The organism is Paenibacillus sp. USHLN196, from assembly GCF_037144955.1.
Classification (GTDB): domain Bacteria; phylum Bacillota; class Bacilli; order Paenibacillales; family Paenibacillaceae; genus Paenibacillus; species Paenibacillus xylanexedens_C.
On the sequence record NZ_JBBCYH010000002.1, the window covers coordinates 148,791 to 168,854 of the forward strand.

Here is a 20,064-nt window from a genome sequence, read left to right on the forward strand (position 1 = left end):
TCAAATGATTATTACCAATGAGAATTTTTATGGTGGCTCAATGAATAAGATTAATAGACTAGGCCTTACCGATATATATATTGAAGTGAAAGATATAATCAGTTCAACTTATATAGAGATCCTTGATAAAACAAATAGTAATAGTGCAGGAGAGGTCAGAAAAAGATTGGATAACGAGTTTCTCTCAAGAGAGTGGATTAAAGAAAACAAGAATGGTCTCAATTGGTTTAAAGAAAGAGGAGTTAATCAGGAAATTATTGTGCGGTTGGGGGTTATGTTACAAATTTCTTCACGGAGTGACTCTCTGACTAGAGACATTGTGCTACTTCGTAACAGCTTTTATGCGGATAACATCGATGCTTGTATTTTGGTGGTACCAAATGATGAAACAGGTTCTTATTTAACCGATAGAACACCAAGTGCTAAGGATGTACTAAGGTGCTTAGAAGTTGACTTTAAAGAAGCAGCCAATTTACCGATAGTTGTTTTAGAAGTAAATTATGATAGAATCGGGAGAATAATGCCCAAGTTATACTAAATAATTATATTATTGGGAGTGTATTGAATGAAAATTATCACCTTCTTTAATAATAAAGGTGGAGTCGGTAAGACAACACTGGCTGTTAACATAGCATCCTACTTCTCAAGCCATTATGGGAAAAAAGTACTTTTTTTAGATGCAGACCCTCAGGCCAATTCTACTCAAATGGTTGTGCCTGAGGAGAAATGGAGTGAGTTTTATGGTGAAGATGCTGTTAATCCGACATTAATGGATTTCCTGTCACCTATAAGTGAAGGTGATTCTTATGTGGATTTTAGTTATGATCCTTTTCCTCAAAGTCAGAGTAGATTTCATTTCGATCTTATACCTGGTCATCAAAGATTATCGATTGTAGAAGATATTTTATCTGATTCATGGAATAAATGTTCTTCAGGAGATCTGGGTGGATTTAGAAAAACAAATTGGCTATTATCGTTCAAAGAACATTTTAAAAATTACGATTTGATGTTTGTAGATGTTGGACCCTCTTTAGGCGCACTCAACCGAAGTATCCTACTTAATTCAGATTATATGGTAACACCTATGGGGTCTGATATTTTCAGCTTAATTGGAGTATCAAATATATCTGTTTGGATAAAAAGTTGGATGCAAATTTATACAAATGCTATAGATTTATTAAAGCAAAAAACTTATGGAGATTCAGCACTGAATAAACATCCTCTGAATTTTAATTTGGAAAATACCACAAGATTAGTTGGTTTTTCTATCCAACAATATGTTACAAGGAACTTCTCAACTGGGAGAAGGGCTGTAGCCTCTTATGATAAAATAATTAGAGAAATCCCTAATACAGTTTTAGATCAACTCGGATTTTTAATTTACAACGATTTGTCAGTTGAAGATCTAAATTTAGGTGATGTTCCCTATCTTTATAGCCTGGTTCCTCTTGCTCAATCTAACAATGCTCCTATGTACGACTTGTCATATTCAGATGGATTGGTCGGAGGACAAATCGCTTCAGCTGAGAAATTTAAATCTATGATTTCTATTATTTGTGAAAAATTAAATGAAAATATCGGTGAATATAGATGAATATAAGATGGCCGCGAAATTTAATAGAAGAGATAGCTTACAGAAGGTGTATTCTATTTATAGGATCTGGAGTATCAGCTACTGCAATAGATAAAGATGGAAAATCGCCTGAAACATGGGGGGGATTTCTTAATGGTGCAAAAAAATTGATTAATCCCGTTCATAACAATTCAATACCTTTTATAGAGAAGATGTTATCGCAGAATAATTACTTACTAGCACTACAAGCAATATACGATAGCTGTGATCCTGGTATATATAGTAGCTATTTAAGAGATATTTTTAGTAATCCTGATTATCAAGCTTCAAACGTTCATCATCTTCTTAAAGAAATAGATCCAAAAATTTTAATAACAACAAATTTTGACAAGATATACGACAATTTGTGTAACAGTCATGGGTATGCTGTTGCCAATTATACTGAGGTTAGAAAGATATTATCAAATATTAAATCTACCACAAACCTTATCATAAAAGCACATGGGACAATCGATGATATAGATCAACTTGTTTTTACTCAAAAGCAGTACTACAATGCAAAAAAAGACTACCCTGAATTTTACAATTTACTCCAAGCGCTATTTATGACAAATTCTGTACTTTTTTTAGGCTACAGTTTAAATGATCCTGATATCAACCTTATCCTTGAGACAATTTCGGCAAATTCAAGCGCTATAAGTTGCCCGCATTATGTTGTTTTAAAAGAAGGAGTAGATAAAGAAATCAAAAAATTTTGGCATGATTGTTATAATATAATTTGTCTCGAATACGGACCAGAGTATGAAAATTTTGCAGAAAATGTCCTAGAACTATCCAACTTAGTTTCTCAATATCGGCTCGAGAGGAAGATGCCTTAGCAAAATATGCGAAGAGACATTCCGTTCATATTATTTCGAATTTAAGCTAGTTATGGAGAATAAAAATGGTAACTATTTAATTGGTGATATAACTTGTAAATTACAACTCAATATATGAAAAGGCAACTTTAGCAGATCTAAAGTTGCCTTTTTTATTTCAAAGAAAACCCCAGTTGAACTGGGGCTTTTCAGAAAGGTTATAGCTATGAGTAGTCATCCTTTGAACTTCAATAATAATCTGAAACTGGTCTTTCAACCGCTTAGATGAATCAGAGGAGGAAAACGGATGGACAAATGCAGTCTAGCACATATCCGATTGAACTGCAGATATCCTATCGTAATAGCACGAAATATAGAACAAGCGATTTTTGAAAAATTGGAAACGTGAGATTAGAAAGATCATGTGAGTTATGTGAACAAAAAGGAAGAAATTATTGAAGAGAGGCATGTGTAGACTATATCCATATGTTAGTAAGTCTTAGTAAGTAATTCACCGAAGCAGAGTGCCTCAGAGTTTATGGGATATTTAAAAGGGAATCGATGATGATCTTCAATAAGTTCGCCAATTTGAAATACCGATACAAAAATATCCATTTTCTGGTGTAGAGGATACTATGTAGATACTGTGGAGAAACAGTACATTCTGAATCAACTGACAGAAGACAAGAAACTACGAACAACTGACGATGAAAGAAGAGCTGAACCCGTTTACGGGTAAGTCTGTAAAAAAGGACAAATAAAAAAAGTCTCTGAAGGGGCAGACAGAGACGCCACGCGGGTTGGCAGATTCAGCGTGCCTTCTCAGCACTTGCTTGTACCACGCCCTTAGAGGACTGATGGAAGCGACCGGCTAAGCCGGTGATAGTATTTCTCGATTTTCATGTTCCTTTTAATATTTCACGTATCACATTCTTCGTTAATTGAATATTGTGTGGCGAAGTATCTCTCAACATGCCTACAATTTCTTGAATTACTACTTCTGATTCTGTGGAGTGAAAGTCTTCATCAACATAAGCAAATAATTGAATCAAATTAACATCCAGTGACTCAGCGATCTTTGCCAAGTTCACCAAAGAAACATTCTTTTCTCCACGTTCGATTTGTCCTATGTATGAAAAATGAAATCCACCTTTTTCTCCGAGGGATTCCTGTGAATACCCTCTTTCTTTGCGTAGTGCGCGAATTCTGGCTCCGACCAGCTTCAAAACTTCTCTGTCCTCGTTCATGGTATTCACCTCTCTATGTTCAAAAGTGTAGACAAGTTTCCTCAAGGTAAACACCAAACGAAGAATACAAATAATTTATTTGATTACTATATGTATCATTTTATTGTATAATACTGGTATTAACTCTTTGGAGGGATGACAATGGCAAGAAATTGGTCCATAACCGAAGCACATTGTAATCACCAAGTAGATTTTACCCCACGTTTGCAAGACCATGATATCTCCACACAACCTAGGTCCAAACATATTCCTGCTTACCATATGCTACGTACCACAATAATGGCCTATCACCAACATGCTAAGTATCATCTCAAACTTGCCGCCATCATGTGTAATCACAATCAGTTCAAAGCCTGCCTAATTCTATGTGATTGGGCTCTAGCCTCTATGATTAAGGCGCTTTATATCCATAAGTATCACTCAGTACATCCACCCAAGGAACTCACCATGAACGAAATCTTGCCTTTAGTTCATACGGACACTGAACCCGGACTGGATATTGCCTTGTTCATCGGCACGATACAACATATGTCATCTTTAGAGGAACGCGAAGAGGATCAATATTTAGACCTTGATAACATCGAAAAGCTTCATCAACGAACGGAAGACATATTGGAGGAGTTAGCCACTCGATTGAATGATGATTTATCAAAGTTTTTCTGATGTAAGACGTGTATAATGATCTGGAGGTTCCTTTCACAGGAAAGGGGAAATCAGGATAATAGGTGGATGTATTTGCAACAAACTTCTGCTAACATTGTAAAATCCTAATTTTAACGGCGGAGAATGATATGAATACAATTAAAGTGACACCTGAGCAACTGATGCATATATCCAGGCAGATCGAGCAGGGTAGGCAACAGTTGGAGGGTATACGTAATGACCTGACTGCACGGATCGGATTTATCCAGTCTCAGTGGGCGGGAGCAACGCAGGAACGATTTTTCTATGATTTTCAGCAGTCACGTCCTGTACTGGATCGAGCACTGGAAAGTATGGTGAAGTCCTCTCAGGATCTAATGGCGATTGCCGAGAGATTCGACCAAGCAGATCAGGAACAAGTGAGCTTGGGAGCCGTTGCTGGACAGATTGCTGCCCATACAATGATGAACCATAATACAGGTAACATAGAAGAGCAACGACGAATGGTATATAATCCTTTGTTTGGAGTTAACATGCCTGCCAGTGAAGCAGAGGATGGGATGCCAGGGCAAAAAGAGTTCGTTAAGTATTGGAAAAAGGGTGGCACCTATGAGGAAATGAGAGCTGGGCCGAAGCAACCGGTGTCTAGTGGTGGGGATATATATGATGAACAGATCAGCGCATTTAAGGAAGGTCATCATCCCGTAACGGGAGAATCCATTCCTGCATGGCAAGCAGCAGTTTCTATAGGGGGGTTACAGACTGCTAAGCTCGTGTTGGCTTTTACTGGAACGTATAATAGGGGTTATAAGGTTCCGAATGGAGGTTTAGGATTCCCAAAAGGTATGATCGGTGGAAGAATTACAGTAAGTAATGAAAGAATTCACCATGCTTCACTTGGAGATTTCAATTCTAAAAATAGATTGATCAATGGCGGTCATGGTCAAGATAATATCAATTACTTAAATAAAAATAAAATTCCATTCAACATTACTAAAGAATATGCAAACGGTGTACGAGTTGGTAATATACCTAATCACAAAAATAAAGCAAAGCGAAGTGGAGAGGGCCAAGCATGGTTCCCTAAGGAGTGGACATCGGAAGATATCAAAAAGTCAGGTGAGTACGTAGCAAATCTTCCCAAGAACAGAGTTAAAGGTGATGGTGAATGGATGTTTGGAAACTATAATAACGTTAGAGTAGGAGTGATCAAGAACGATGGACAGATCGGAACGATTACTCCAGATAACTCAAGACAACCGTGAGGAGAGCGAACCATGGTAGACTACAGTGAAAAAGTGATCTCATTAGTAAAGAAGAGAAAAGATTTACACCCCGACGATCCAGCTATTCAAACGATATGGAATGAGATGGTAGACATTCTAAAAGAGAATGAGCAGAGTGCCATATCATTTCTAAATCAATGCGGAGAAGAAGATTTATATTGGCTCAGTGAGATATTTGAAGATCTATCTTCTGAATTCCAAAGTCGAGCATTTATAGATTGTCTTCTTCAATTGCAAAAGAAGTATCCTGATCTGGATATGGAGCAAGACATAGAATATGCGATCCAATCAATGGAGGATTAATAATAAGATCATTGAAAGTAATCAGGAAAACATAGTTTTCAACAAATGAATAAACGGATTCTAAAGTGGGTGGCATGGTGTCAAAAAGTATTTATATGAAGAAAAAAGAAGAGGTGCTTGCACCGGAACTTATGGCGTATACCTTGGCCAAATTAGGTTCGTATGAATGGAATAGAACAGAGATGTATAATCCGAATCGGATATATGAGAAACCTGCGGGTTTTTATTTTAGATTCCATAACGCTGATCAGCTTTACGAGGAATTAAAGCATTGTATTCAGCACTTTAAGGGTAACCTTGAGTGGACGATCTATGTAAGTCCTTTAACCAAAAATAAAAATTATGTCATTGAGCCTGCTGATGTATACCATGCGAAACAAACTGAGGCATATCAGGTGAATTTGGAACTTGAAGAAGTGCTTCAAGATTCATATAAAGAAATCTGTGAGCAAGCGATTCAAGACATCCCATTGTTATGTAACCATATTGAGCAATGGTTTGAGTTGGAACATAAGCAACTACATCCGCCTACAATACCGAATTGAAAACATTGGGAAAATGAAAGAATTATATGATGTAAGAAGGTTTGGATATGGAAAGTTTAGAAATTATTTTGATTGATTTTAACAAAAATAATCTAGATCGATTCATTAAGAATGATTTGAACATTCAGTTGAATCATATCAAAAGTTCTCACTTTTATGATAACCGTAGTGAAAACGATATTGAATTTCAGCAAATAGAGAGCCTTGAAGAGATTCTTTCTCCTAAGGGAACGGGGAATATATTATTGTCTCAGCTTAACCTGGGTCATACCTTTAACGACGTGATGATTGTATTTTCATTCGATGAGGAATCTGGAGATATCGTTATGAATTTTCCTGAAGAGGAGTTGTTCAGCGGAGAAAATTCAGAGACAACGTTAAATGCTCAGAAGTTAATAGAGTATATTCTTGATATTATGAAGAAGTATGCAATTGAAAAAGTTAGAATCGGTTATGAACCAGCTATGGATGATGACACTTGTTTGGTCGAGATTGATAAAGAAACAACGAATATGAATGCTATTGTCTCAAAACTGTTGGCTTAGAATCCTTCTGAACCAGAGTTTGATGCAAAATAATTAGACATTAATAATGGCAGAAAGCCCATTTCAACTCGAATACGAGTAGTCATGGGTTATTTTTATCTCCTCATTCCATCCCAACCACTTTACAAAATCAACCCATCCCTCCCCATAGCAAATGGTATAATGGCAAAAAGGGAGATTCTGGCGCGAGGCTTGAAGGCTCTCATAGCAGAAAGGATGTTATACCACATGCCTACATACAACAAATTGGTGCGGGACAAGATTCCGCATATTATCACATCCAGCGGTAAGGAATGCCGTACACGCATTCTGGACCTGGAGGAGTATAAGCAAGAACTAAGAACGAAGCTGCAAGAAGAATCGGATGAGTACGTAAATGCAGCGAGTGATCAGGAAGCCCTAGAAGAACTGGCTGACATGCTGGAGGTGATCCGGGCGCTGGCGGAGGTGCATGGAGCGAATGCAGCACAGTTGGATAAGCTGCGGGCGGACAAGGCCGAGGAGCGCGGTGGATTCCAGGAACGGGTGTATCTGATCGATGTCGACGAAGCTTAACGTTAAACTCATTACAGATAACTTGGCAGACGAACTCATTTCCCGGATGCAGCATGCGTCCGGGATTTATATTATGACGTCCTTTATTATGCAGTCCGGGGTGAGACTGCTGGCCCCGCACTTAAAACGGGCGGCAGAACGTGGGGCAGAAGTACGGATGCTCGCAGGAGATTATCTGTATATCACACAGCCGGAAGGTTTGCGTGCGCTCTGTGAGGTTGATCCACGAATTGAGACACGTTTGTGGCGAAGTATGGGCACTTCTTTTCACCCGAAAGCGTATCTGTTCGATCATGACAATGGGGAAGGGCTGCTGATCGTTGGCTCGTCCAACTTTTCGTTCACGGCCCTGAAGACAGGGTATGAATGGAATCTGGCGATGAATGCGGAGGCGGAGCCGTATACGTTCCAGTCAGCTTTGGACAAGTTCATGCAGAGCTTCTACCACGAGACAACCTTGCCAGTGAACCTGGATTCGATTGCGCTGTATGAGGAAGAGTACCTCAAATATCACCAGAAGAACCCAGAGATGATCCAGCGGATCATGGAGATGGAAGAAGCGGAGTTCGGTACGGGGCTACCAGAGGAAAATGATGAAGAAACCTCCGCCGAGCTCTCGCTTGCGCCGATCCAGCCGCGTTTGGCTCAGTTGGATGCCCTCGAAGCACTCCATGGCACGATGGAGGAGCAGTACGACAAAGCGATGGTCGTCATGGCGACCGGGCTTGGCAAAACGTATCTGGCGGGTTTCTTCGCCCAACGGTTCCAGCGGGTGTTGTTTGTGGCGCATCGGGAAGAGATTCTGTTCCAGGCGAAGAAGTCTTTTCAACGGATTATGCCAGAGCGCAGTCATGGGATATATAACGGACAGTATAAGGATGGGGCGGCAGATTGTGTGTATGCTTCGATCTTTACGCTGAGTATGCAGAAGCACCGGGATGGATTTGCGGTGGATGCCTTTGATCTGATCGTGGTGGATGAGTTCCATCATGCGGCGGCGAAGACGTATATGTCGGTGATTGAGCATTTCCAGCCTGAGTTCCTTCTGGGCATCACGGCTACCCCGGATCGGCTGGATGGCAAGGATGTGTATGCGCTCTGTGATGGGAATGTGGCTTACCAGATGCATTTTATTGAAGCGATCCGGCGAGGTTGGCTGGCGCCATTTCAATATTACGGAGTATTCGACGATACGGACTATTCGCAGATCCGCTGGATCGGTACGAAGTATGATGAAGAACAGCTCATGGCTGTTCAGTTGCAAGAGGAGCATGTGGAGACCATTTATGAAGCTTGGCGGCGGCACAAGCAGACGAGAACGATTGGCTTTTGCTCGTCGATCCGGCAGGCGGACTATTTGGCTGCGTATTTTCGCAGTCAGGGCGTGAAGGTGCTCAGTCTGCATTCGCGCACATCGGAGATGTCGCGGGAGGAAGCCATTCGCCAGCTTGATGCGGGTGAGCTGGAGGTTGTGTTGACGGTGGATCTATTCAATGAAGGAACGGATATACCGCGTGTGGACACGCTTCTCTTTGTGCGTCCAACGGAGTCACTCACCGTGTTTACCCAGCAGGTAGGGCGCGGTCTGCGGCTGGCAGAGGGGAAATCGCATTGTGTGATCATCGATCTGATCGGAAACTACCGAAATGCGGATGTGAAGCTGAGTTTACTGGATGTGCGCGGGGAGCTGGAGGGAACAGCGAAGGTCCGAGATTCGGCTGTGCCGGAAGTTCCGGCTAACTGTGGGATTCATCTGGAGACTCGAGTGGTGAACCTACTTCAGGAGCTAAGCCGCAAACGGCTGCCGCGCCGCGAGAAGTTGCATCAGGATTTTCTGGATGTGAAACGAGAGCTGGGGCGTATTCCGAACTATCTGGAGTTGCATCTGATGGGGCGTTCGAAGAGCATCGGGTACCGAAACGAATTTGGCTCCTATGTTGGATTTCTCTATTGGACGGAGCTGTTGTCCCCGACTGAGGGGGAGGTTTACGTCCGGCATGAGGCTTGGCTGCGCGATGTGGAGAAGACACTCATGAACAAAAGCTATAAAATGATCGTGCTGCTGTACATGCTGGAGCGAGGCGAAGCGCACTGGATGGACCCGATCACACCGGGGGAGATGGCAAGGTTTTTCCATACGTACCTGACGGAGAAGGAGTACCGGAAACGGAAGGACTTTTCGGACAAAGGCAAACTTGCGATCTGGGAATGGAATGAGAAGACGGCAACACGGATTGAAAAACTGATAATCGACATGCCAATGTCTATGTGGAGCGGGGCGAAGGGTAGTATGACCCGTTTCGAGGATGGCATGTTCTCGCTGAATGTAAAAGTGCAGGATACGGAGGAAAAGGAGCTACTGTATCGTTGGACGAAGGAGATTTGTCAGTATCGTTTGCATGCGTATTTTGAACGTGGGACAGTAGCGGTTACATTAAGAGTTTAGTAATATTTTTATAACTAAATTATTCATCGATGATATTCCTTGATAGTACCCCCATCTTTTTTTGAAGAGATATATGAAGCAATTGGAACCATTTCGCAATCAAGAAATACTACTTTGTAGCATGAAACCATGTGATCGTGATCTCCATTTTCACTGATACTATATACCTCACGGGTCTCAAAGGTATATCTTTTCAAGCTGCCAAATAAAGCCCGGAAAAAATACCATAAAGGTAAGGGGGGGCCATGAGAAAATCGCCCTTTTTTTCTTAAGGATTGCTAATTCGATAAAAAATAACATTTTAATGAAACTTTTACCTTTTTGATAGGGTATATATGGTATGTGCCCTTTTGCTTAGTAAGGCCTAGCACAACTTAGAATATAGAACACAATGCTTTATAAGCATTTCACGGGGAACCTTTGAAGGGAGGTGCTCTTTGGATTCTGTATGTTCTAAGGTTCGAGTTCATTTCAGATCACGTTATTTTTAAGCTACTAAATTCTAGACTTATTGAGAGGGGAAACAAGATGTCTAAAAAACAATTGAAAAAACCTTTAATTATAGCTGGCTCATTACTTTTGTTAATGAGTAGCGCAGGAACGTCTTTCGCTGCCTACAGTCATGATTTGTACCCTAACTATTGGCCACAGGGAAGATCAAGTGTCACTTATTCTATCCAATCTACTTTTGATTCTACTACCAAAACACAAATGCAAACTGCAATGAGCCAATGGAATAACGCATTGCCTTCAGGCAGCTTTCTTTATAAATCGGCTTCAGATACCAATGATTCGACACCAAGCCAAAACAACATCAATACTATAACAAAATATCCTTACGGAGCTGATGGGTTTACCGGTGAACATGTGCCTTATCTCAATTCTGCCGGAAAAGTAATTGAATCAGATATAAGAGTTAACAGCAGCCACAACTGGTCCAACTCTCCAAAACCAAATTTTCGTGATATTCAAAGTACGATGACTCATGAATTTGGTCATTCTCTTCGTGTAGGGCATTCTCCGATTTATGAAGATACCATGTTTGGCGAGGGATCATTGAATACAGACTACAAGAGAACGTTGACAACTGCTGATCGGGAGGCAGCCCAAGCTTCAGTGTCGAGATGGATAACTAATTCACTGAGAACAAATGATGATGAAAGCTCCAAATCAGATCATAGTGATAAGGTTGTTGTTCATTCTGAAGCTGAAGTTATTCAATATGATAAAAATCAACTTGTAAATGAAGCTGATGTTATTGTGTCTGGAACAGTTATTTCTCAAGAAGTGAAAAAAGACTTTGAAGGATTCCCTGTCACAGATACTACCATTCGGGTTCAAACTGTTTATAAAGGAGAACCTGGTGAAACAGTAACAATACGGGTTAAGGGTGGGGAAACAGATAATATGATTTACACCCTCAATGAAGAAGCCTCTCCTACATTTAAAATTGGAGAAGAAGCCATTGTATTTCTTACTGGCAATAAAGGATCGAGACCGGATAAGAACGATTTCGGCTATTATTTGGTAGGACAAGCTCAAGGAAAGTTTGATTCTGGTATCCAGTCACAGTCACAAGGCGTAGCGAAAAATAGTACAGATACTCACAGTCTGGATCTTAACAATATTCAGAATGAAATTAATTTGATCGAAAAATATAACAAAGTAAATAACATTCCGAAATTATATCTTCCAGAAGGCCAAGAAAGTAATATTTAACTTGAACGGTATAAAAAAAAGCAGCCCGTGTGGGCTGCTTTTTAAATTAAAATGCAACATTTATGGTTTTTATTACGTTGATTAGGTAACGAGTACCAAGGAGGGGATTGTCATAAAAGTAAAGTCAATATATTTTATTCTCAGTGTTGTAGCGGTTTTTTTACTGTCAGCTTGCGGAAGTGGTGTTACTGGCTCAAGTCAGCAGAATGAACTAGGTGAACCTTATCGTGTGGCGTTGGATGAATTAATTTCAACAGATAAGGCTCTTAATGAAAACATGGAGTATATCTCATTGGATTTCGATAAAGGACTTCCAATAAAGGCTTCTGATAAAAAAAGCATCGAGGATTACCTTCAAAGCAAATATAATGTAAAGATATATAACCTAACCTATGAAGAATTGGTTGAAGAAGGACTGTCTGAACAGTCTGAAAGCAAGCTTAAAGGGGTTTTACTGAAAATTGAAAAGCAGGAGCAACAGTCAGATAATAACATTACCATAGAGGTCAGTAAGTATCGTTCCAATGAGGGTTCGCTCTCTGCAAAAATAACTTTAACCTATGAGGAAGGTCAATGGAGAGTCGCTTCTCATACTCCGACAAGAGAAAGTTAAAGAGATTATTTGTATATTACCCAAACAATGGTAAATTATTTTATAATAATTTTAAAAGCCCTACAAGGGCTTTTTTTGTCCTGTATTTTCTGATTTTACTACCCTTAAAGAAAAGTTAGAATTACATTACATGTTCGTAAGAGTGCGACCATATTAGGCGTACATATAATCTGTAAAGGTATACCTTTAAGGACAAAGGAAAGGAAGCCTAGTGTTCACTTTCACTAAGCTTCCTTGAAAACAGAAATTTAATGGGGCTTATGCTTTAATCAGCATTATAAAAATATTTATGAATACCGTCTTGTACTTTGTTGCTATGCCTCATTTCAGAATAGATAAGACTCAGTAAGACAGTTATCAGCACCAGTGAAACAGATACAATTTTTTGGAAATTATTCATTACCAATTGTACCCTACGTTAAATGTGTTATTTAAATCAAACATGTGTTCAACAGCACTGTGCCATTCCGTGACATGGCTTATTTGGAGTCCTGTATAAGGATATGCAGAAGCTGCCTTCCAACTGGTGCCGAGTTGAAAGTTATCTGTTGATTGAAGATTCTGTAACCAATCTGGTGTAATTACCCATTTCGCTGTGTCTTTGCTTGTATTTTCTGTGAGATCGATGTTTGGATTACCATCATAACTAAAGCTCCACTCTAGTGCCCAAGGATACGTAAATATAACTTCATAAGGACCACTACTACTGTCACCAGGAGCAGCATCGTATAAATCATCCTTTGAGTACATGACATCGTGAGTGGCAGTTAACTTCTTGGCATTGGTAGTACCACTAAGTTTTTTGATCCGTATAATATCTTTAATTGCAAAATAATCAAATTTTGCATCTGACTCATTTTTTTCTTTGTATAGCAGCCATTGAGTTGTCATTTCTGCACTATCTACTCCATAGAGACCACCCACAGTCCTAATATCAGATGTGTTACTTTTTACGATAGTAGACATAGGAGTAATCTGATTTGCTCTTTCTTCGTGATTGACTATTTGATTCAATATGTATGATGGGATGCATCTGTAGGTATTTCATTTCCTTTCTCATCCATGTTCTGATAGTTAAGCATCAACAATTTGTTATTTTTGTCCTCCAGGGTGTAACCGACAATGTCCTGTTCGGTTGTTTCTTTTAGTCCACCATTTAGTTGACCTTCGTTTTGTTGAACATCATCAATGAAGAGCGACCTTACTTCCCCTTCAGCTTCATTTTCGACTTTAAACTCTAACGGTTGATTTAAAAGCTCTTCATATTTCCCTGGAGTCAGTCCGCCATATAAGTAAACTTTTTTCCCACCTTGGAGCGCTTTCTGTAAGAACGATCTCAGTTCAGGGTTGTTTTCCACTACCTTTACATCATAGGCGAAAGAGCTGTAGTCATTAAGATTAGGTAAATCAGAACTAGGAGTCTCAAGTGTAATGTTTGACCGTGACACGTTTTTGCTAATTTCTTAGGTTGTAGCAAAAAACAGCCCTTCTTTTGGTTCAATAGGAGCTGCATACAAGGATGAGCTAGTCACTGTGAACATAAGAGATGCAGCCAAGTAATCCAAACAATTTCACCTTGCCCTTAGACAAATTCTTCACTCTCCTAAAATTATTTAAGCAGAAAATGATTGTATGTAATATAATATATATTAAATTATTTTCCAACTATAATAATATATAACAAAATAAATCGAGAAAAGTTTCAGAAATATTTAAAAAATAGATTAAATTCACAAAAAAATGCGACTCGAAATAGTAATCGCCTTCTGATGATATTCTTGTTCCTCTGTGTCAGACAGTCCTCCGTAACTTATAAGCTTGACAAGTTATGGGCAACAAAGTCAAGGAGCGTTGGATTCTAGGAACGGGTGTGATTAATCGCTTGTCGTCTTACCGCGTCTGGAGGAGCTTGAAAGCAACTTATGCTTCCCCACCCTCCACATAAACCATAATCGCTTGATATAAAAACCTCAAAAAATCCTCATCACCAAACTGATCAAAATAACCCGCATAGCGACGATCTATCGTATAGGCTTCTGCGATACATCTCAGAATCTCATCATCACATACCATGAACTGCTCCAGAAAACTCTTCCATTCACGCACTAACGCTTGCACCTCACCAGAAGCAGGGGACTGCTCCTGATGCTTCGCCAACTCCCGAAATACCTGCTCCATGTTGACCGAGAACTGCTGGTAGGCTTTTTCTTGTTTTTCCACAGACAGCTGGCTCACATTAGCTTCGAATTCCTGATATTTCTCGGTATCTCCGTAGATGAACTTCGCCTCGGATTCATATTGCTCTTGAATGGACAGGATGGAAGAGTCGTCAAACAGATTAAGATGAGAGATATCCGTTCCACCTACATACTCGTCCAACTGGTCGATGATGGTTTCGAGATTTTGTTTTCGTTGAACGAGTGTACTGCGATGCTCTCTCAGGATATCTTTCTGTTCTTCTTTGGAGAGCCGTATCATGGTTGCAATGTCTTTCAATGAGAAATTCATTTCTTTGAACAAGAGAATCATTTGCAGATTCCCTAGTGCCTCTTGATCGTAATACCGATAGCCATTGTCCTCGACTTTGCTCGGTTTTAAGAGATCGGTTTTATCGTAATAATGTAATGCGCGTTTGGTGATGCCAGTAATCTGAATGATATCTTTAACGGTGAAATAGGGTGTCTTCATTCCAAAAGTCCTTTGTTTCAGCAAGAATGACACTTGCCGGAGTGATGGTTGCTTTGGTAATCGGTGTACCTGTTTTGTGCAGATAATATTGAATTAAGTGATAACCGCAGGCATAGCCAGCCGCATAGGGCATACCTACGGGCGTGAAATTTTGCATGATGGCAAGTTCATCGCCGTATAGATACGGATTAATTTGGTCAAAACCGGTGACATGCAGCTGGTCTTTCATCTTGGGTTTGATTAAGGTATTCAATGTCTCCATGTCCGTTTGGGCTACCCAGGGGCCTAGCAAATCTTCTCCATACAGGGATGTCGCAAAGCTCTCAGCCAACCCCTCACTAACAACCATTTCACCAAGCGTAATCTGTGGATTCCACTGGATATATTGATATCTCACATTATGATTGCATTCATGGGCCAACACGGATTGCATACGAGGTAGAGTATACCCATTGGGGATCAGGTTCGCAATAATATAACCCGGGATTCCACCATCTCCGCTGATGCCTTCGTTCATGGTGAGTGATGGACTGTTCTTGTCGCCTAATAAAATCGTATATAGATATTCGGAGACCGATAGCTCAATCCCGTGATCTGTAAAGGTCGATAGACTCGTACGGACAGCTTCATAACACTGTTGCCAAAATGATTCAGAAGAAATCGCTGCTAACGATTCGTTAATCTCAGGTGTGATATCTGCGGGAGCGATATTCATAAAGTTATTCATCATGATCACATCGAAGCCGTGAGGCTCTTGAGAGCGAAACGGGATCTGTTGAATGTTCCATTTGTTCATGAATGGACTCATCATTCGCTCGCGGTATAACTCCAATTTCTCATCGGGTGCAGCCTGGATGATCTCCTTATAGATTTTATCTGAACGTAACGCGGTAATTTTCATCCTTAATCTCTCCTTCTTATTAGCTTGAGATCATTATCAAGTATGACCTAACGTTACAGTCAAGCGTTGATGTTGTGCTGCTGGCTCTCTGAATGATTATGCATTTTCAGCGCGAATATCAGAGCAGACAGGATATAGATCAGGCTTAACAAGAGATAAGGAAGTTGGAGCGAGAACACTCGATCAAATGTCGTTTCACTAACCCGCACCAATAATCCGCCAAGAAGCGTACCAATGGCACTGATGCCAACGGACAAAAAGCGAAAAACGCTTCCGACACTGCCGAGCATCTCATTAGGAACGGAACGTTGCAGGATGGAGGAACGGGTAATATTGTAGACAATGATGAAAAATGCAGCACAGAAGTACAGACTACCTACCATATACGCATTTGTAGTTAGACCCACCACACCGTAGATAATTCCCATGCACAAAATGGAGGAGATAATCAATTGTTTTGTACTCCATTTCTTGCGCATATAAGCAACAGCCTGGCTCCCTACAATGCTGCCTATTGTTGCAATGGAGATGAGAATACCGAATGCAAAAGCATCCAACTGAAGCACATCGCGTACAAAAAAGATCTGAGTAGCCAGAATGATCGAATACATCAGCGTAATGGTGACAGACAGAATCGCTAGTCCGCGGAGAAAACGATCTCGATAGACATATTGAATACCGGACCACATCTCGCGTTTCCAATTCTTCATCGGGCGAACTTCCTTCTTGGATGTTTCCGTATCACCTGGATAGAAGTTTCCCTTCAAACTGATTAAAAAAAGCAGAGCAATAACAGCCGTTACGGCGTCTATGGCAAAAGGAAAAACAATATGCAGGGTGATAATGAACCCTCCCATAGCAACGCCCAGAATATCACTTGTGATTAACTGTCCGGCGGTGAACTGCCCATTCGCTTTCTCCAATTTACTTTCATCTACAAGTGAGGAATGACCGTCTGCACCGTACTGTCGAATACAACTCGGCTCATGCCAATACCAAACATGAAGAGAGCCAGAATCGGAATACTCACCCATCCTCCCCAGATACATAACGTCAGGGCAAGCAGAAGGATCATTCGCGTAAATCCTGCCCCAATCAGCATATGTTTGCGTGAGTAACGGTCGATGAGGACACCCACGGGCAGACTGAATAGCAGCCAGGGTAAACGAAGTGCAGTCATGGTGACAGAGGCATACAGCGTATCGCTTGTAAGGGTTGATATGAGCCAAGGAACCGCAGCAAGTGTAAGTCCATCACCCAAAAATGTAAGCGAAAATGCACCAAATAACTTGGTATAATTCGACTTGATTTTCATCGTTCCCTCCGCCAATAAGATGTATAGCATAGTAACATTGAGGTTGGAAAATAATGTGTTTTCACTTAAACCAAATTTAAGTTATTCTAAAATGGTTTTCAATCCTATTTTTACAACAAATAACTTCACAAAACGCTTACAAACTTTCAATTCTACCCTACCTTTTCCGCTACGAAGCTGAGATAATGGGAGAGGAATAACGCATGAAACAGACGCGACAACCATGTTCACCAATAGTCTAAAAATAAAAGCTGCATATCCATAGGAGGATTATTAATGACCACACAACCATTGAATCTGATCCAATCCACGGAGGGCCAAGCATTGCTTGCTCAAATGTATGGACAATCACAAGTAGAGGAACAGACTGCACGTTACACGAAGTTGAACGCAATGTTCGAAGAGTACTTCGGCGCGCAAGAGGGAAGCAAGTTGTTCAGCGCGGCAGGACGCAGCGAGATTGGCGGCAATCACACGGATCATAACCATGGTAAAGTGCTGGCGGGCAGCATTACGCTGGATACACTTGCGGTGGCTGCGCCAACGGCAGAATCGGTTATTACCTTTTATTCAGAAGGTTATGACAAGAAATATGTAATCGATCTCACGAATCTTACGCCAAATACGGAAGACGATGGCACAACTGCATTAATTCGTGGTATGGCTGCGGGATTTGGAGAATTCGGATATAAGGTAGGCGGCTTCCAGGCGTACCTCTCAAGTAATGTGTTCTCGGCATCAGGAGTGAGTTCCTCGGCATCATTTGAGATGCTGATCTGTACGATTTTGAATCATTTCTATAACGATGGAGCACTGGATGTTGTAACCTTGGCCAAAATTGGTCAGTATGCGGAGAATCACTATTGGAACAAACCTTCCGGTCTGCTGGATCAGATGGCTTGTGCGTACGGCGGACTCATTGCTATTGATTTTGAAAATCCTGCACAGCCAGTCATCGAGCCTGTTCAGTGGGATTTCCAACAAAACGGCTACTCATTGGTCATTGTGAATACGGGCGGTAACCACGCTGATCTGACAGAAGATTACGCTGCTGTGCCATATGAGATGAGAGCGGTTGCTCAGGCACTGGGCAGTGAGTATGTTCGGGAAATTACTGCAGACGCCATCTATGCCAACCTCAAGAAGGTTCGTGAAGCTGCTGGGGATCGTGCCGTGCTGCGTGCGCTTCATTTCCTGGAGGAAAACAATCGTGTCGATGGTCAGGTTCAGGCGTTGCGTGATGGACGTTTTGCTGATTTCTTGAAACTGATTACGGCGTCTGGTAACTCGTCATGGAAGTGGTTGCAGAATGTATATCAGAGTGGTGCTGTGAAGGAACAAGAGATTGGCATCGCGCTGGCACTGACCGAGAATTATCTGCAAAACCTGGGTGATGGCGCTTGTCGTATTCATGGTGGTGGATTCGCAGGGGTTATTCTGACGATCCTTCCAAACGAAAAAGTAGAAGAGTATATGTCATGGATGCACGACATGCTGGAAACGCCGATTATTGTCGTTAATGTGCGTGCACAAGGCGCAGTATGTCTGAATGCTTTGATCGCTAACGCGGGCTAAAAAGCACTTAGATAAATAGTTCAATATGATTTAACGAAGTCCGGGCCATGCCCGGGCTTTTTGGATTGTCCATTTTTTGAAAAAACTTCAAACTTTGAAGGTCTGTAATGTGTTATTTAAGTAGTTGCTATATCTCAATAATGTTCTTATGGGAGGAAGGGTCAGATGGGTACACCTACAGTGGCTGGGCAGGAAGAGGCTCAATTATACGAGGAGTTGCGGCGTGAGATCGAAGATGTGGAAGAGGGCGAGCAGCGAGAAATAGTTCTCAATCGGATGATCAAACAGCTCAGGTTCGCCAAGTGGCGCAAAGACCGGATGAGCAAAGTCGATGCATACTGCCAAAAGATCAAGCCCGCGACACTTTGGATCATATTAGCCACAGGCGCACTTGCACCAGTCTTGCTGTTTAGCATGTTCATCTGGGTATCGTTGTGGGTAGAGTAGTGGACAGCTAGAGAGATAAGGAGGATGGACCCCGTATGTTATTTATTGTGTTTTTTATTGCGATCGTATTTGGTGCTTTGTTGATTTTTCGGATGGATGAGGAGCGAAGGGTAAAAGCCGGAGCGCTGACAGTGGTCGTATTCAGTATTCTGCTGTGTATGCTACTTATATTCCAATTGGTGAGTCACGGAGGTGACTCGTTCACCTATTTGGGGTTTTTCAACATGACGTATGGAGCTGCGAACGTATGGATTCACATCTTTATTGTGATGACGCTGGCGGCGTTACTGACGTATCTGGGTGCGAGTGAGTAGCAGAGAGGTGAGGTTAGACAGTGAGGGGGGAGGATTACTCGTCACTGTCTAACCTTTTGCATATAACGAAGTACAACTGATCTGACCCAAGAGCCATGCATCTCTACAAGGCTCTTGGTACTATCAATTCTTTTAGGCTCATACATCTACTTAAGAGGTTTGATGTCATCAGGTGCTGAGCCTGTTTTGACTTCATAAGTATCATAATCCACCATTGCAACTATTTCTTGAGTTTTATTCCCTTTTACGTACCCCGTTAGTGATACCGTATGAGACAAGTCAGATGGAATGAATTTGTGGCCTGTAAACTCAACATCAATTCCATAGGTTTCTTTAAAATAAGCTAGGCTTGCGATTTCGGCTTTTTGTACAATTTCTTTTTGCTCGTTGGACATGCAACCGCAAAATACAGTGATACTTATACTAATCAATATTAATAGGGTTAGAGGTGTACGATATTTTTTATTGAGCACATCTACCACTCCTTGTTGGA

Annotated in this window: 23 protein-coding genes and 1 pseudogene; 16 read left to right on the forward strand and 8 right to left on the reverse strand. The window is 41.1% G+C overall.

The annotated features are described in order from the left end of the window. The first annotated feature begins 4 nt into the window (after nt 1–4). From WFI24_RS03920 to tnpA, 4 genes and pseudogenes are all read left to right on the forward strand, one after another. Nucleotides 5–538 (forward strand): hypothetical protein, encoded by a 534-nt coding sequence (locus WFI24_RS03920; RefSeq protein ID WP_336758934.1) that lies wholly within the window; start codon nt 5–7, stop codon nt 536–538. A gap of 27 nt (nt 539–565) precedes the next feature. Next, nucleotides 566–1,594 carry a ParA family protein gene (locus tag WFI24_RS03925; RefSeq protein WP_336758936.1) on the forward strand — a complete coding sequence of 343 codons (1,029 nt, stop codon included), beginning with the start codon at nt 566–568 and terminating at the stop codon, nt 1,592–1,594. Further along, entirely contained in the window at nt 1,591–2,451 is an 861-nt protein-coding gene (locus WFI24_RS03930) for an SIR2 family NAD-dependent protein deacylase (protein ID WP_336758937.1), read from the forward strand. Before WFI24_RS03925 ends, WFI24_RS03930 begins: the two co-directional genes overlap by 4 nt. Before the next feature lie 286 nt (nt 2,452–2,737). Further along, nucleotides 2,738–3,191, forward strand: a pseudogene (tnpA, locus tag WFI24_RS03935) (IS200/IS605 family transposase). Between the two features lie 138 nt (nt 3,192–3,329). Here tnpA and WFI24_RS03940 read toward each other — a convergent pair. Beyond that, nucleotides 3,330–3,677, reverse strand: coding sequence for a helix-turn-helix domain-containing protein (locus WFI24_RS03940; RefSeq protein WP_336758939.1), 348 nt, complete (start codon nt 3,675–3,677; stop codon nt 3,330–3,332). Nucleotides 3,678–3,818: 141 nt separating this feature from the next. Here WFI24_RS03940 and WFI24_RS03945 point away from each other — a divergent pair, with 141 nt between their 5' ends. The 9 genes from WFI24_RS03945 (at nt 3,819) to WFI24_RS03985 (ending at nt 12,331) form a co-directional block, all read left to right on the forward strand. Beyond that, nucleotides 3,819–4,340, forward strand: coding sequence for a hypothetical protein (locus WFI24_RS03945; RefSeq protein WP_336758941.1), 522 nt, complete (start codon nt 3,819–3,821; stop codon nt 4,338–4,340). Nucleotides 4,341–4,468: 128 nt separating this feature from the next. After that, nucleotides 4,469–5,584, forward strand: a complete 1,116-nt coding sequence (locus WFI24_RS03950; protein WP_336758943.1) for a WXG100 family type VII secretion target — start codon at nt 4,469–4,471, stop codon at nt 5,582–5,584. Between the two features lie 12 nt (nt 5,585–5,596). Continuing rightward, a complete protein-coding gene (locus WFI24_RS03955; RefSeq protein WP_336758945.1) occupies nt 5,597–5,908 on the forward strand; it encodes a hypothetical protein in 312 nt (103 codons plus the stop codon). Between the two features lie 74 nt (nt 5,909–5,982). After that, nucleotides 5,983–6,453 carry a hypothetical protein gene (locus tag WFI24_RS03960; RefSeq protein WP_336758947.1) on the forward strand — a complete coding sequence of 157 codons (471 nt, stop codon included), beginning with the start codon at nt 5,983–5,985 and terminating at the stop codon, nt 6,451–6,453. Nucleotides 6,454–6,500: 47 nt separating this feature from the next. Continuing rightward, the gene (locus WFI24_RS03965; protein WP_336758949.1) at nt 6,501–6,998 is read left to right on the forward strand and encodes a hypothetical protein; all 498 of its coding nucleotides are present in this window, start codon (nt 6,501–6,503) and stop codon (nt 6,996–6,998) included. Between the two features lie 228 nt (nt 6,999–7,226). Further along, the gene (locus WFI24_RS03970; protein ID WP_301880742.1) at nt 7,227–7,553 is read left to right on the forward strand and encodes a nucleoside triphosphate pyrophosphohydrolase; all 327 of its coding nucleotides are present in this window, start codon (nt 7,227–7,229) and stop codon (nt 7,551–7,553) included. Continuing rightward, on the forward strand, nt 7,537–9,999 hold the full coding sequence (locus tag WFI24_RS03975) for a DEAD/DEAH box helicase family protein (RefSeq protein ID WP_336758952.1): 2,463 nt from the start codon (nt 7,537–7,539) through the stop codon (nt 9,997–9,999). Before WFI24_RS03970 ends, WFI24_RS03975 begins: the two co-directional genes overlap by 17 nt. A gap of 528 nt (nt 10,000–10,527) precedes the next feature. Next, nucleotides 10,528–11,718 carry a matrixin family metalloprotease gene (locus WFI24_RS03980; protein ID WP_336758954.1) on the forward strand — a complete coding sequence of 397 codons (1,191 nt, stop codon included), beginning with the start codon at nt 10,528–10,530 and terminating at the stop codon, nt 11,716–11,718. 229 nt (nt 11,719–11,947) lie between these two features. Continuing rightward, a complete protein-coding gene (locus tag WFI24_RS03985) occupies nt 11,948–12,331 on the forward strand; it encodes a hypothetical protein (protein WP_336758956.1) in 384 nt (127 codons plus the stop codon). Nucleotides 12,332–12,730: 399 nt separating this feature from the next. Here the strand turns inward: WFI24_RS03985 and WFI24_RS03990 are convergent, their stop codons facing one another. From WFI24_RS03990 to WFI24_RS04015, 6 genes are all read right to left on the reverse strand, one after another. Beyond that, entirely contained in the window at nt 12,731–13,297 is a 567-nt protein-coding gene (locus WFI24_RS03990; protein ID WP_336758957.1) for a hypothetical protein, read from the reverse strand. A gap of 44 nt (nt 13,298–13,341) precedes the next feature. Beyond that, nucleotides 13,342–13,689, reverse strand: a complete 348-nt coding sequence (locus WFI24_RS03995; protein ID WP_336758958.1) for a hypothetical protein — start codon at nt 13,687–13,689, stop codon at nt 13,342–13,344. A 562-nt stretch (nt 13,690–14,251) separates the two neighbouring features. Next, a complete protein-coding gene (locus WFI24_RS04000) occupies nt 14,252–15,019 on the reverse strand; it encodes a MerR family transcriptional regulator (protein WP_336758959.1) in 768 nt (255 codons plus the stop codon). Continuing rightward, complete coding sequence (locus WFI24_RS04005) at nt 14,994–15,920, reverse strand: DUF2268 domain-containing protein (RefSeq protein WP_336758960.1); 927 nt, start codon at nt 15,918–15,920, stop codon at nt 14,994–14,996. The genes WFI24_RS04000 and WFI24_RS04005 overlap by 26 nt, the downstream gene beginning before the upstream one ends. Before the next feature lie 59 nt (nt 15,921–15,979). Next, nucleotides 15,980–16,843, reverse strand: coding sequence for an MFS transporter (locus WFI24_RS04010; RefSeq protein ID WP_336758962.1), 864 nt, complete (start codon nt 16,841–16,843; stop codon nt 15,980–15,982). Between the two features lie 11 nt (nt 16,844–16,854). Beyond that, on the reverse strand, nt 16,855–17,235 hold the full coding sequence (locus tag WFI24_RS04015; RefSeq protein WP_336758964.1) for an MFS transporter: 381 nt from the start codon (nt 17,233–17,235) through the stop codon (nt 16,855–16,857). A 276-nt stretch (nt 17,236–17,511) separates the two neighbouring features. Between WFI24_RS04015 and WFI24_RS04020 the strand changes: the two genes are divergently transcribed. From WFI24_RS04020 to WFI24_RS04030, 3 genes are all read left to right on the forward strand, one after another. Next, a complete protein-coding gene (locus WFI24_RS04020) occupies nt 17,512–18,810 on the forward strand; it encodes a galactokinase (protein ID WP_336758966.1) in 1,299 nt (432 codons plus the stop codon). A 165-nt stretch (nt 18,811–18,975) separates the two neighbouring features. Beyond that, nucleotides 18,976–19,257, forward strand: a complete 282-nt coding sequence (locus tag WFI24_RS04025) for a hypothetical protein (RefSeq protein WP_336758967.1) — start codon at nt 18,976–18,978, stop codon at nt 19,255–19,257. Between the two features lie 35 nt (nt 19,258–19,292). Continuing rightward, nucleotides 19,293–19,571, forward strand: coding sequence for a hypothetical protein (locus tag WFI24_RS04030; RefSeq protein ID WP_100526547.1), 279 nt, complete (start codon nt 19,293–19,295; stop codon nt 19,569–19,571). Nucleotides 19,572–19,717: 146 nt separating this feature from the next. Here the strand turns inward: WFI24_RS04030 and WFI24_RS04035 are convergent, their stop codons facing one another. Then, on the reverse strand, nt 19,718–20,044 hold the full coding sequence (locus tag WFI24_RS04035) for a DUF1433 domain-containing protein (protein WP_336758969.1): 327 nt from the start codon (nt 20,042–20,044) through the stop codon (nt 19,718–19,720). Nucleotides 20,045–20,064 lie beyond the last annotated feature (20 nt).